The organism is Acidovorax sp. 94 (assembly GCF_003634645.1).
Taxonomy (GTDB): domain Bacteria; phylum Pseudomonadota; class Gammaproteobacteria; order Burkholderiales; family Burkholderiaceae_C; genus Acidovorax; species Acidovorax facilis.
The window spans coordinates 3,588,936-3,601,383 of sequence record NZ_RBJA01000001.1; the positions used below are offsets into that span (position 1 = coordinate 3,588,936).

The 12,448-nt window shown below is 67.0% G+C and carries 12 protein-coding genes; 6 read left to right on the top strand and 6 right to left on the bottom strand.

The window, feature by feature from the left end:
• Positions 1–69 precede the first annotated feature (69 nt).
• Positions 70–405, bottom strand: a complete 336-nt coding sequence (gene hpf, locus C8C94_RS16555; protein ID WP_010464246.1) for a ribosome hibernation-promoting factor, HPF/YfiA family — start codon at positions 403–405, stop codon at positions 70–72.
• Positions 406–642: 237 nt separating this feature from the next.
• Positions 643–1,869: an MFS transporter gene (locus tag C8C94_RS16560; protein ID WP_121422916.1), complete on the bottom strand. Its 1,227-nt coding sequence runs from the start codon at positions 1,867–1,869 to the stop codon at positions 643–645.
• Positions 1,870–2,140: 271 nt separating this feature from the next.
• Here C8C94_RS16560 and C8C94_RS16565 point away from each other — a divergent pair, with 271 nt between their 5' ends.
• A complete protein-coding gene (locus C8C94_RS16565; RefSeq protein ID WP_121421479.1) occupies positions 2,141–3,061 on the top strand; it encodes a phosphoribosylaminoimidazolesuccinocarboxamide synthase in 921 nt (306 codons plus the stop codon).
• Between the two features lie 76 nt (positions 3,062–3,137).
• Here C8C94_RS16565 and trxA read toward each other — a convergent pair whose 3' ends face one another.
• A complete protein-coding gene (gene trxA / locus C8C94_RS16570) occupies positions 3,138–4,046 on the bottom strand; it encodes a thioredoxin (RefSeq protein ID WP_121422917.1) in 909 nt (302 codons plus the stop codon).
• A gap of 157 nt (positions 4,047–4,203) precedes the next feature.
• Here trxA and purE point away from each other — a divergent pair, with 157 nt between their 5' ends.
• From purE to C8C94_RS16590, 4 genes are all read left to right on the top strand, one after another.
• Positions 4,204–4,695 carry a 5-(carboxyamino)imidazole ribonucleotide mutase gene (gene purE / locus C8C94_RS16575; RefSeq protein ID WP_121421480.1) on the top strand — a complete coding sequence of 164 codons (492 nt, stop codon included), beginning with the start codon at positions 4,204–4,206 and terminating at the stop codon, positions 4,693–4,695.
• Positions 4,696–4,774: 79 nt separating this feature from the next.
• Positions 4,775–5,947, top strand: coding sequence for a 5-(carboxyamino)imidazole ribonucleotide synthase (locus C8C94_RS16580; protein WP_121421481.1), 1,173 nt, complete (start codon positions 4,775–4,777; stop codon positions 5,945–5,947).
• 2 nt (positions 5,948–5,949) lie between these two features.
• Complete coding sequence (locus C8C94_RS16585; protein ID WP_121421482.1) at positions 5,950–6,966, top strand: L-threonylcarbamoyladenylate synthase; 1,017 nt, start codon at positions 5,950–5,952, stop codon at positions 6,964–6,966.
• A 76-nt stretch (positions 6,967–7,042) separates the two neighbouring features.
• Positions 7,043–7,996, top strand: coding sequence for an SGNH/GDSL hydrolase family protein (locus C8C94_RS16590; RefSeq protein WP_055395451.1), 954 nt, complete (start codon positions 7,043–7,045; stop codon positions 7,994–7,996).
• Positions 7,997–8,120: 124 nt separating this feature from the next.
• Here C8C94_RS16590 and C8C94_RS16595 read toward each other — a convergent pair whose 3' ends face one another.
• The 3 genes from C8C94_RS16595 to dacB form a co-directional block, all read right to left on the bottom strand.
• The gene (locus tag C8C94_RS16595) at positions 8,121–9,419 is read right to left on the bottom strand and encodes a lipase family protein (protein ID WP_121421483.1); all 1,299 of its coding nucleotides are present in this window, start codon (positions 9,417–9,419) and stop codon (positions 8,121–8,123) included.
• A gap of 131 nt (positions 9,420–9,550) precedes the next feature.
• A complete protein-coding gene (locus C8C94_RS16600) occupies positions 9,551–9,820 on the bottom strand; it encodes a SemiSWEET transporter (protein WP_055395455.1) in 270 nt (89 codons plus the stop codon).
• A gap of 50 nt (positions 9,821–9,870) precedes the next feature.
• Entirely contained in the window at positions 9,871–11,343 is a 1,473-nt protein-coding gene (gene dacB / locus C8C94_RS16605) for a D-alanyl-D-alanine carboxypeptidase/D-alanyl-D-alanine-endopeptidase (protein ID WP_121421484.1), read from the bottom strand.
• 97 nt (positions 11,344–11,440) lie between these two features.
• Between dacB and C8C94_RS16610 the strand changes: the two genes are divergently transcribed.
• The gene (locus tag C8C94_RS16610; protein WP_121421485.1) at positions 11,441–12,439 is read left to right on the top strand and encodes a DMT family transporter; all 999 of its coding nucleotides are present in this window, start codon (positions 11,441–11,443) and stop codon (positions 12,437–12,439) included.
• The last annotated feature ends 9 nt before the right edge of the window (positions 12,440–12,448 follow it).

Genomic DNA, 12,448 nt, shown 5'->3' on the forward strand with positions numbered 1-12,448 from the left:
GCGGCGCTGTGGGCAACAAAAAAACCGCCCGAAAGGGGCGGCTGCTGTGCCAGGCTCAGGGCTGGCGCATCAAGCGTGCAGTTCGCGCTTGGCGGCTTCGTGGTGGTGGTCCTGCAGGCGATCCTTGTGGCGCACCACCTGACGGTCCATCTTGTCGACCAGTTCATCCACGGCAGCATACAGGTCGGCGTGGGAGCTTTCGGCAAACAGGTCGTTGCCCTTCACATGGATATTGCATTCCGCTCGCTGCCGCTTTTCCTTCTCCTTTTGCTTCTCTACCGTCAGCAGTACCTTGACGTCGACAACTTGGTCAAAATGGCGGGTGATCCGGTCCAGCTTGGTGGTGACGTAGTTGCGCAAGGCTGGGGTAACTTCGAGGTGGTGACCGCTGATCGTCAGGTTCATAAATAAGTCTCCTGTAACACTCTCTGTGGAAGAAGCGCCGCCCTGGATCAGAGGAGCGGCCCGGCGAACTTGGATGCATCCCGTTGACGTGAAGTCACTATGCCCCCGCCCTTCCTGAAAAGCAATCCCATTCCGCCCCGACCCGCTGGGTTATGCCCGCCAAGGTGCCAAGCCCCCAAAAAGCGCGCACAATGGCTGAGTTGCCGGGGAGCACACGCCCCGCCAGTCGGCAGTTGCTCAGCGTGCCGAAGGCGCTGCGCCATGCAGCGTCAACCGCCCTGCCACCACCATCGACAGCAGGCTCGCGGCAATACCCACCAGCGCCGCCATCCAGTAGTTCTGCACCAGTCCCTGCGCGTCGCGGCTGATCAGCATCCCGCCCACCAAAGACGCCGCCCCCATGGCCGCAGACTGCACCGATGCGTTCAAGGTCATGAAGGTACCGCGCAGCGGTGCCTGCGCCGCAGAGGCCACGATGGCCATGCCCGGAATCATCCGGCCGCTCACAAAGGCAAACATCAGGGTGGACACCGCCAGAATGCCCCACAGCGGCAGCCCCTGCACCAGCGTGATGCCCAACAGGCAGGGCGCCGCAGCCAGGGCCAGCCAGCGAAAGGTTCGCACCTTGCCGCGCAGGTCCGTCAACCGGCCAAACAGGCGCGCGGTGAACAGGGTCGCGACACCTCCACACAGGTAGGCCACCGGAATCTGGTCGGCCCGCACACCAGCATTGGTCTGCATGTAGATGGTGATGTAGGGAATCACCGTAAAACCTGTAAACATGAGCAACGCGGAGAACAGGAACGCCCAGCGATGGTTCGGGTCGACAAGCACTTGTCCGATGCCGCCCAGCGCCGTTCGTCCGCTGGCCGCCTGCACATGGGCCGTCATCGCCGGCATGGTGCGCGCCGCCAGCACGGCCAGCAGCCCCACCATCGCGGCAATCGCAATGAACGGCATGTTCCAGCCGCCCACCTCGGCAAGGATCAGCCCCAGCGGAACACCGGCCACGGTCGATACCGAGAACGAGGTCATCACGATGCCCATCGCACGGCCGCGCCGCTCGAACGGGATCACGTCAGCCACGATGGTTTGCGACAGGGCCGACAAGACACCCCCGAATGCCCCCGCCAAAACGCGCGCCACCATGAGCGTGCCGTAGGTGGGCGCCACGCCACAGGCCAGTGTGGCCAGCCCAAACAGGACGTAGAGGACCAGCAGCAGCCGCTTGCGCCCGAACCGGTCGATGTAGGTGGAGGCCAGCAACCCCGACACCCCGGCCGACAGCGTGTAGGCCGAGACCAGCAGCCCGAACTGCGCGTCGCTGATGGAAAACAGCTGCGTGAACCGGGGCCCCAGCGGCATCATGATCATGAAGTCAAGGATGTGGGTGAACTGAATGCCCGCCAGGGTGAGCAGCAGCCAAAGTTCGCGGCGGGGAGTGAGCGCAGAGGTGGAGGGCACAGGGGGCGCGGCCAAACGTGGCGCTGTCAGATTCAGGGCCACACAGTGTGCCGCAAGCTCACCGAGCGCGCAGGTCCGCACTGGAGCCCTCATGCACGCCGGTACATGCCCCTGCCGAGCCCCCACCGAGCCCTTGCCGCAGACACGCGTCAGACCCGCGCGTAAAATCCAAAGGTTGCGCGCACGCACTTGAAGACTTCACCAGGTCCCGCGCTTCACTCCCCGTTTTGCGGCCTGCCTGCAGCGCACATCGATCGCCCACACCGACACCATGACCCAGCCCAGCTCCAACGCCCTGCACACCTCCGCCCTGACATCGCTGCCCCTGCTGGCACGCGGCAAGGTGCGCGACAACTACGCCGTGGGCGACGACCGCATCCTGATGGTGGCAAGCGACCGCCTGTCGGCCTTTGACGTGATCATGGGCGAGCCCATCCCGGGCAAGGGCGAGTTGCTCACGCAGATGGCGCTGTTCTGGTTCGACAAGCTCGGGGATATCTGCCCCAACCACCTGACGGGCGACGCGCCGGAAAGTGTGGTGTCTCCGGAAGAAGCCCCGCAGATCCGTGGCCGGTCCATGCTGGTGCAGCGGCTGCAGCCCATCCCAGTCGAAGCCGTGGTGCGCGGCTACCTGGCCGGCAGCGGCTGGAAGGAATACCAGGAATCACGCGCAGTGTGCGGGGTATCCCTGCCGGAAGGGCTGACCAATGCCGCCAAGCTGCCCGAGCCCATCTACACCCCGGCCGCCAAGGCCGCTGCGGGCGAGCACGATGAAAACATCACGTTCGAGCGCACGGTGGAGATGATTGGCCTGGACCTGGCCACCCGCATCCGCGACCTGAGCATTGCGATCTACAAGGCTGCTGCCGATATCGCGCTCGCCAAAGGCATGATCATTGCCGACACGAAATTCGAGTTTGGCCTGGCGCCCGATGGCACGCTGGTGCTGATGGACGAAGTGCTCACGCCCGACAGCTCGCGCTACTGGCCCGTGGAAGGCTACGAGGCCGCCCTGGCCGCTGGCCAGAACCCACCGAGCTACGACAAACAATTTGTGCGCGACTGGCTGGAGCAAGCCCAGGTGAACGGCAAGCCCTGGGACAAGACCGCGCCCGCCCCCCGCCTGCCGCGCGAAGTGATCGAAAAGACCGCCGCCAAGTACCGTGAAGCGCTGGAGCGGCTGACGGCCTGACGCCTCCGTCTGTTCTGTACAAAAGCAAAGGCCCTTCCCGGGCCTTTTCTTTTTGGTGGGGTGAACCCCGCTCAGCTCAACTGAGCACCACGCTCGACAAACGGCGGCGGTAAGTCGCCACCACCGGGTCGTCGGGCGGGATCTGGCCGTCGGCCACCTTCACCTTGGGCGGCTCGATGATTTCAAGGATGGCCACATAGGTCTTGCGGGCGGCCTCTTCGTCCCAGGCCTTGTCGCGCATGAGGATTTCGAGCAGTTCGTCCATGGCGTCCGTCCAGCGCTGGTCGGCCATGAGCCAGCGGGCGCGGGCGTAGCGGGTGTCAAAGTCGCGCTTGTTGGCGGCGATTTTTGCATCAAAATCGGCACCAGCGCTTTCCCCATAAGCGTTAGAAGCTACGAAATCAATAGCATCCATCCAGGCTTTCAATGCACCCAGCTTGCGCGAGGCTGCGGCCTTGGCGATGACGGGGGCAAAGGCGACCTTGGCGTCGTCCTCGCGACGCAACTGCAGCAGCAGCTTGACGTAGTCGAAGCGCGCGTCGTCATTGGAAGGATCGGTCACCACGGCGTGCTGCAGCTTCTCCAGCGCGGTACTGGTGTCGCCTTCGGCCAGGGCGTCCTGGGCTTCTTCTTCCTCGATTTCCGCCACCAGTTCTTCGGCGGTGGGGATGTGCTTGTCCAGGAAGGCGCGCACCTGGCCTTCGGGCAGGGCGCCCATGAAGCCATCCACGGGCTGCCCATTCATGAGCAGCACGCAGGTGGGAATGCTGCGGATGCCGAACATGCCCGCCAGCTGCTGCTCCTGGTCCGAATCGATCTTGACCAGCTTGAAGCGGCCCGCGTAGTCGGTCTCCAGCTTTTCCAGCACAGGCCCCAGCGACTTGCAGGGGCCACACCAGGGCGCCCAGAAGTCCACCAGCACGGGCACGTTCATCGAGGCAGCAACCACCTCGGCTTCAAAATTTTCTACGGTGACGTCAATCATGGCGGTGTGGAGGCCAGGGGCCTGTGGAGCGGTTTGCGCGCTATTTTGGCCCATCGAAACAGCCCCATGCCGGGAAGGGAGGCGCAAAAAGTAAAATCGCGGGTTCCACCTACAGCGGCATAGCAGGCGCAACCGGCCCGCCAGCGCCCTCCACACCATGAAACCCATCCAGATCGGCGTGGTCATGGGTTCCAGCAGCGACTGGGACACCATGCAGCATGCAGTGCAGATTCTTGAACAGTTCGGCATCGCGCACGAGGCCCGCGTGGTCTCGGCCCACCGCATGCCCGACGACATGTTTGCCTACGCCGAGGCCGCCGCGGGCCGGGGCCTCAAAGCCATCATCGCGGGCGCCGGTGGCGCCGCCCACCTCCCCGGCATGATTGCCGCCAAGACCACCGTGCCCGTGCTGGGCGTGCCCGTGGCCAGCCGCCACCTGCAGGGTGTGGATTCGCTGCACAGCATCGTGCAGATGCCCAAGGGCATCCCCGTGGCCACGTTCGCGATCGGCACGGCGGGCGCTGCCAATGCGGCCCTGTTCGCCGTGGCCCTGCTGGCCAACGAAAGCCCCGAACTGCGCCAGCGCCTGGAAGCATTCCGTGCCGAGCAGACGGAAGTGGCCCGCAACATGACCTTGCCGCCCGCATGAACACGACCCCCACGCTCCACCGCTGCGCGGGTCGCTGCCCCCCGAGGGGGCCGCTTTTTCATCTTGGGGCGGCCCGGCGATGAAAAAATCCACCCATCAACCCCTTCTGCCCGGTAGCACACTGGGCGTGCTCGGCGGCGGCCAGCTGGGCCGCATGTTCGTGCACCAGGCGCAGGCCATGGGCTACTTCACGGCCGTGCTCGACGCCGATCCCACCAGCCCCGCCGGGCTGGTGAGCCACCACCACATCCAGACCGGCTATGAAGATCCGCAAGGCCTGGCCGAGCTGGCCCGCCTGTCGGATGCGGTGACCACCGAGTTCGAAAACGTACCCGCTGCCGCGCTGGCCGCCCTGGCTGCGCAACGCCCCGTGTCGCCCGCCGCCAGCGCTGTGTCGGTGGCGCAAGACCGTGCGCGGGAAAAGGCCCACTTCGTGGCCTGCGGCGTGCCTTGTGCGCCGTATGCGGTGATCGAAACGGCGGAGCAACTGGCTGCAGTTTCTTCTGATCTGTTACCAGGCATCCTGAAGACGGCCCGCATGGGCTACGACGGCAAGGGCCAGGTGCGCGTGAAGACGCCCGCCGAGCTGGCCGCTGCCTGGGACTCTGTCGGCAAGGTGCCCTGCGTGCTGGAGAAGATGCTGCCGCTGGCGCTGGAATGCTCGGTGATCGTGGCGCGCGGCGCGGACGGCGCCACCGTGCACCTGCCCGTGCAGCGCAACCTGCACCGCGACGGGATTCTGGCGGTGACGGAGGTTTTTGAACAAAATCTGCCTCCAGCGCTTGCCCAGCAAGCGGTAGCAGCTGCAGTTTCGATAGCAAATGGTTTGCAATACGTCGGCGTGCTCTGCGTGGAGTTCTTTGTGCTGCAGGACGGCAGCCTGGTGGTGAACGAGATCGCCCCGCGCCCACACAACAGCGGCCACTACAGCCAGAACGCCTGCGATGTGTCGCAGTTCGAGCTGCAGGTACGCACCATGGCGCGCCTGCCGCTCACGCAGCCGCGCCAGCACAGCCCCGCCGTGATGCTCAACCTTCTGGGCGACCTGTGGTTTGCGCACGGCGACGCCGCGCAGATGCCCCCCTGGGCCGAGGTGCTGGCCCTGCCCGGCACACACCTGCACCTGTATGGCAAGCGCGACGCCAAACGCGGCCGCAAGATGGGGCACCTCAACATCACCGCAGCCACCCCGGAAGCAGCGCGCACCACGGCCCTGCAGGCGGCAGCCCTGCTGGGCATTGCGCCGTTCTGACCATGATTCTTGACGGCACCCAGCCCGCATCCATCGCCGCCGCAGCGCGGGCCGTGCGCAGCGGCGCGCTGCTCGGCCTGCCCACTGAGACGGTGTACGGCCTGGCGGCCGACGCCAGCAGCGATGCCGCCGTGGCGCAGATCTTTGCGGCCAAGGGGCGCCCCAGCGACCACCCCCTGATCGTGCATGTGGCCAATGCCGAGGGCATTGCGCACTTCGCCAGCGAAGTGCCGGGCTTTGCGCAGAAGCTGGTCGATGCCTTCTGGCCCGGCCCGCTCACGCTCATCCTGCCGCGCCTGCCCGGCGTGGCCAGCGCCGCCACGGGCGGGCAGGACAGCGTGGGACTGCGCTGCCCCGCCCACCCCGTGGCCCATGCCCTGCTGCTGGCCTGCGCCGCACCCGGCGACAGCGACGCCCAGGGCGGCCCGCCCGTGTGGGGCGTGGCCGCCCCCAGCGCCAACCGCTTTGGCCGCGTGAGCCCCACCACCGCCCGGCACGTGCAGGACGAGCTGGGCGCCGAGCTGCTGGTGCTCGACGGCGGCCCGTGCGAAGTGGGCATCGAAAGCACCATCGTGGACTGCACGCGGGGCGTGCCCGTGCTGCTGCGCCCCGGCGCCATCACGCGCGAGCAGATCCGGGCGGCCTGCGGCATTGCCCCGCTGTCCAAGGACGACATGCCCGCGCTCACGCCGCGCGCCTCGGGCACGCTCGAAGCGCACTACGCGCCCGCCGCCAAGGTGCGGCTGATGGACGCCAAGGCGCTGCAGACCGGCCTGGACCTGCTGGGCGCCGACGCCGCCCACATCGCGGTGTATGCCCGTGCTGCGCTGCGCACCCAATCGTCCAAGCTCGTCATGCGCCGCATGCCCGACGACGCCACCGCCACGGCCCAGCAACTGTTCGCGGTGCTGCGCGGCTTTGACGACGATGGCGTGAAACTGATCTGGATCGAGACCCCACCCACCACCCCCGAGTGGGAAGGCGTGCGCGACCGACTGCAGCGTGCGTCTGCAGCGTGATTCCGGCCGCGCCAGGCGGCTTTACATGCGTTGACGTTGCACCGCTAAACTACCCCCCACTTTTCTGGAGAAATACATGGCAGCAAATTGGATGCGCCGCACCGTACTGGTCGCCGCATGTGCGTCGGCCGCGTTGCTCGCGGCCTGCGGTTCCAGCACCACCGAATCGGCCATCGCGCCCGAGCGCTTCATCGCGTTTGGCGATGCCAACAGCGATGTGGGGCAAAAAGGAACGCGCTATACCGTTAACGACGGCAGCGTGAACAACTGGACCCTGCAGGTGGCTGCCAACTACGGCAAGCCCCTTGCGGCCGCCTCTGCGGGTGGCAAGAGCTATGCCGTAGGCAATGCCCGCGTGAAGATCAAGCCCGACGCGGCAGGCAACGCCAGCACCCCCACCATCACCGAGCAGATCGACACCTTTTTGGCCAGTGGCAGCTTTGGCGCCAGTGACGTGGTGTTTCTGAGCGGCGGCATCAGCGACGTGATTGCCGGCATGGCCGCCGTGCAGGCCGGCACCCAGACCGAGGCCGCCATGGTGGCCGCAGCCCGCCAGGCGGGTGAAGACATGGCCGCGCAGGTGCGACGCCTGGTCGCCGCAGGCGCCAAATATGTGGTCGTGACGGGAACCTACGACCTGAGCAAGACCCCCTGGGCCAAGACCATTGGCCGTGAAGCCCTGTTGGCCGACGCCAGCAGCCGCTTCAACGACGGCCTGCTCGTGGGCATCGTGGACCTGGGTGCCAACGCGCTGTATGTGGACCTGGCTTACTACGTGAACCTGTACACCGGCGTGCCCGCCAACTACGGTTTCAACAACGCCACCACGGCCGTGTGCACCTCGGTGGATGCCACCAACGGCATCGGCATCGGCGCAGGACAGGTCAACTCTGCCCTGTGCACCGCCTCCACGCTGCTGCCAGGCGCCAGCCAGACCTCCTACGTGTTTGCCGACCCGGTGTACCTCACGCCCTCGGCGCAACGCCAGTTCGGCACCTACGCTTACGACCGCCTGCGCGCACGCTGGTAAGGGGCTGCTGACTCGCCCCCAGCCGCCGCTGAGCCTGCTGCTGTGCAGGGGCAGCGGCCCACAAAAAAAGCCGACCCTTGGGTCGGCTTTTTGCTGTGCGGCTTGCTGTGGCAAGCCAGCTGCCTTACTTGACCATGTCGAACACAGCGCGCGCCTGGGCGTGGCAGAACGGGGGTTCGTAGGTGCCATGGTAGGCGCCGTAGTAGGTGGCAAACGCGGCCGATGCGGGGTCGGTGGGGGCCTGGCCACCCGGGCCAAAGGTGGCCTGGATGGCGGCATCGACGTCGACCGAGGTCACGTTGGTCAGGCCCCGGCTGTCGAAGTCGGCCTTCATCACGCGCTGGTGAATGGCTGGCGGCACTGTGGGGTCACCCGCGCCGCCGCACAGCAGCACGCGGGCCTTGGGGCTCCAGCCCAGCAGGTCGTTCTTCTTGGCCGCCAGGTACAGCGGGTGGGTGGTGCTGGTCTGCGAGCCCGTGATGAAGGCGGACTGGAACAGCGCGTCGCGCGCCTGGTTGGGCGTGCCTGCGGGGAGGGTGCCCGAGGTGAGCAGCGTGGTGTAGGTCATCGTGGGGTTGGGCAGCAGATTTTCGATGTAGCCCGAGTACGGTGCCTTGAAGACCTGCTTGACGTCCGTGTAAACGTCGCCATAGACCTTCTGCCAGGCCGTCACCAGATACGGCACGAAGAACTGCACCCCGGCAATCGCATCCGGAATGCGCAGCGAGCCCGACAGGTTGTACGGGCCCGCCAGGTGGGCACCTGCGACCACATTGAATTCGCTGCCGTAGTCGCGTTCCGCAGCGCGGTGTGCGGCCATCGACGAGTGCCCGCCCTGCGAGTAGCCCGTGAACATGACCTTGCCCGACAGATTGGCCCCCACGGTGCCCGCTGCATTGCGCGCGGCACGCACCGAGTCGATGACCGTGGTGGCTTCCGAATCGGCATGCAGGTAGGGGTGGTAGCTGTAGCCCGACTTGGCAAAGCCCAGGTAGTCGGTGGCCACCACGGCATAGCCCTGGGCGGCGTACATGGCGGCGAGCAGGAAGGTTTCGCTGTCCTGCGGGTTGGCCAGGGTGCGGGGCTTTTGCACATCGGTGCCCTTGGCGTAGGCAATCAGCGGTGCGGCCGTGCTGCAGCTGCCAGCGGGCACCAGCATCACGCCCGAGGCGTTGGTGTTCTCTCCGGCCTTGGCGCCGACGGTGGCGTAGTTGAGCGCCACCACCTTGACATCACACTTCGCCTTGCCCGTGATGGCCTGCAGGCCGCTGCTGGAGGTGCCTGCGTCGATCTGCGCGGCCGTCAGCGTGGTCATCACGGCAGGGGGGTCGATCAGCGAGCCACGGTCTGGATCGTCAGAGCCACCGCAGGCGACAAGCAGCACCGCAGCAGCGGCAACACAGGTAAGGCGGAAATACTTCATGGATGGATACCTCAGGTCAAGAAACAACGACGCATCGTGCGCGCACCTGCACTGCACCATCCATAGGGGATAACGCGGACCGAACCAGCGGGCAGACGCCTAGGTGACAGCAGCCCGCCAGCAGTGGCCGCTCAACGATGGCCACGCGCCCCGTAGACCAGCTTCATCCCCAGGATCGTCCCCGCCAGTGCGAGCGTGATGGCGTTGGCCACCACGATGGGCCACGCAGCCAGGACGACGCCATACACCAGCCACAGCGCCACCCCCGCCGTGAACACGCTGTACATGCCCAGAGAGATGCCCCGGACATCGCGGGTGCGGAAGGTGTGCAGGGCCTGCGGAACGAAGCTGCAGGTGGTCAGGAAGGCGGCAACGTAGCCGATCAGCTCGGTGGTGGACATGAAGGGAGGCGGGTGACTGCGCGGCGGATGGCTGCGCGAGTGCGCATTATTCACTGGTCGCGCGCGGTCCAGTCGATCAGGCTGTCGAGCACGGGCCGCGCAGCGCCGGCATTGGCATGGTTGACCACGGCCACCAGCACATACCGCCGCCCGCTGGCCGCGTGCACGTAACCGGCCACGGCCATCACATCGCGCAGGCTGCCCGTCTTGAGGTGGGCCGTGCCCGCACGGCTCTGGCTGCGGCGCAGCGTGCCGTCCACCCCAGAGATGGGCAGCGACGCCACCAGCTCCGGCATCACGGGCGATACCCAGGCCACCTGCAGCATGCGCGCCAGTGCCTGGGCGGTGATGCGCGCATCGCGGCTGAGCCCCGCGCCGTTGTCTGCCAGCGGCAGCTCTGCGTCCCCCATGCGCGATACCCACCACTGGCGCAGTGCCTCGCGGGCGCCGTCGAAGGTGGCCACGCCGTTCTTTTGCAGCGCAAGGGTCAGAAAGACATGCTGCGCCATGACGTTGTTGCTGTACTTGTTCACGTCGCGCACGACCTCGGCCAAGGCTGGCGACGTGACCACAAACGCGGGTTTGAGGCCCGCAGGCACCTTGCCTTCGCGCACGCTGCCCGTGAGCTTGCCGCCCAGTTCGCGCCACATGCCCTCCACGGCCTTCGCCGCAAAGCCGCGCGGGTCGGCGGCGGCCACGGGCCACACCCGCTCCCCGCAGGACGCGGGGTACACGCCCTGAAAGCTCACCTTGGCAGGGTCGGCCAGCTCCGCCCGCAAGGCACCACGCCAGTCGCCACACTCGGTGCCCGGCGCGGCCAGCGCCACGGTGGCCTGGCGCTGCACACCCGCCAATGGCGGGTCGTACTGGATGCGCGCCAGGCCTGCGGCGGCATCCGGCACAAAGGTCATCACCGACGATTTGTAGTTGAGCAGCAGCGCGTCGGGCGCGGCGTTGTAGGGGCGCAGGGGCTCGCCATCAAATCGCGCTGGATCGTGGTCGGGCACCTCAAAGGCGGTGCGGTCGAGCACGATGTCGCCCACGATGACCTGGATGCCCTGGCCCTGCAGGCGGCGCATCAGCAGCCACAGGCGCTCCATGACCAGCTTGGGGTCTCCCTGGCCCTGGATGTAGACGTTGCCCCGCAGGCTGCCGTCCTGCACCGTGCCCTGCAGATAGACCGGGGTGTTCCACACATAGGCGGGGCCCAGTTGCTCCAGCGCGGCGTAAGTGGTCACCAGCTTCATCACCGATGCCGGGTTCACCGGCAACTGCGCACGGTGCGCCAGGCGCACAGGCGAAGTCTTGCCGCCCTGGGCATCCAGCACCATCACCGACAGGGCCTCGCGCGGCAACCTGGCGCGGGCCAGGGCGGCTTCGACCTCGGGCGGCAGCGGGGTGGCGGGCGCCGCCGCCTGGGCCTGGGCCGTGTCAACAGCCCCCACCAGAGCCAACCAGGCCACAACAACACCCAGGGCCCCACGCAGCGCAGCGCGGCGCCAAAAAACAGGAAGCAAAAGCATGGAGCGAGTCTATCGCCCGGCAGGAAGCCCACCTGGGTCGCGCCTGCGTCCAGACCCGCTGCAAGCGCCGCCGCCCCCACCCACCGATAATCCCCCGATGCGTTTTTCTCCTCGTGCCATCGGCCTGCTGGCGGCAGTCGTGACGGTCACCATCTGGACGGGTTTCATCGTCATTGCCCGCGCCTCGGCCCAGCGCACACTCACCCCGTTCGACATTGCGCTGCTGCGCATCGTGGGCGCCAGCCTGGTCCTGCTGCCCTGGGGCTGGTGGATGGTGCGGCAGCGCACCACAGCACTGGGCTCTGCGGCCCCGCCCTCCAGCCTGGCAGGTATCTCGCCCCTGCCGCTGCGCACCACGGTGCTGCTGGGCAGCTTTGGCGGTCTGCTCTACGCCATGCTGGCCTATGCGGGGTTCTTCCACGCGCCCGCCACCCATGCAGCAGTGCTCATGCCGGGCAGCCTGCCGCTGTGGACGGCACTGCTGGCGGCCGTGCTGCTGCGCGACCACATCACCCCGCTGCGCGCGGCGGGCCTAGCGCTGATCGTGGCAGGCGACCTGCTGGTGGGCGGGCGCAGCCTGCTGGCAGCGTTTTCGGGCGGTGATGTGTGGAAGGGCGACGTGCTGTTCATGCTGGCCGCCTCCTGCTGGGCCACCTACAGCGTGCTGGCCCGGCGCCACGCCGTGGACGCCGTGCAGGCCACCATCGCCATCACCGCGTTTGCCTGCCTGGTCTATGTTCCCAGCTATGCCCTGCTGATTGCGCTGGGAACCGTCACCAGCCACCTGGCCATTGCGCCGTGGAGCGAGATCGTCTTTCACATGGCGTTCCAAGGTGGCGGGTCGGTGGTGATCTCGGGCATTGGCTTCACCCGCATGATCCAGCACTATGGCCCTGTGCGCTCCACCATGATCACGGCCCTGGTGCCCGGCCTCTCGGCCATCGGCGCGGTGATTTTTCTGGACGAGCCGATGTACTGGAACCTCGTCGCCGGCCTGCTGCTGGTGACTGCCGGTATCCTGCTGGGCGTGCTGCGCAGGAGCCAGGCGCCTGCGGTCACCCCGCCCACGCCCGTGCCTGGCCCTACCGTCCCCTGACCTCCTTTG

Excerpts from the sequence above, each read along its gene's own strand:
- hpf (WP_010464246.1), bottom strand. The coding sequence starts at position 405 with ATGAACCTGACGATCAGCGGTCACCACCTCGAAGTTACCCCAGCCTTG.
- C8C94_RS16565 (WP_121421479.1), top strand. The coding sequence starts at position 2,141 with ATGACCCAGCCCAGCTCCAACGCCCTGCACACCTCCGCCCTGACATCG.
- trxA (WP_121422917.1), bottom strand. The coding sequence starts at position 4,046 with ATGATTGACGTCACCGTAGAAAATTTTGAAGCCGAGGTGGTTGCTGCC.
- purE (WP_121421480.1), top strand. The coding sequence starts at position 4,204 with ATGAAACCCATCCAGATCGGCGTGGTCATGGGTTCCAGCAGCGACTGG.
- C8C94_RS16580 (WP_121421481.1), top strand. The coding sequence starts at position 4,775 with ATGAAAAAATCCACCCATCAACCCCTTCTGCCCGGTAGCACACTGGGC.
- C8C94_RS16585 (WP_121421482.1), top strand. The coding sequence starts at position 5,950 with ATGATTCTTGACGGCACCCAGCCCGCATCCATCGCCGCCGCAGCGCGG.
- C8C94_RS16590 (WP_055395451.1), top strand. The coding sequence starts at position 7,043 with ATGGCAGCAAATTGGATGCGCCGCACCGTACTGGTCGCCGCATGTGCG.
- C8C94_RS16595 (WP_121421483.1), bottom strand. The coding sequence starts at position 9,419 with ATGAAGTATTTCCGCCTTACCTGTGTTGCCGCTGCTGCGGTGCTGCTT.
- C8C94_RS16600 (WP_055395455.1), bottom strand. The coding sequence starts at position 9,820 with ATGTCCACCACCGAGCTGATCGGCTACGTTGCCGCCTTCCTGACCACC.
- dacB (WP_121421484.1), bottom strand. The coding sequence starts at position 11,343 with ATGCTTTTGCTTCCTGTTTTTTGGCGCCGCGCTGCGCTGCGTGGGGCC.
- C8C94_RS16610 (WP_121421485.1), top strand. The coding sequence starts at position 11,441 with ATGCGTTTTTCTCCTCGTGCCATCGGCCTGCTGGCGGCAGTCGTGACG.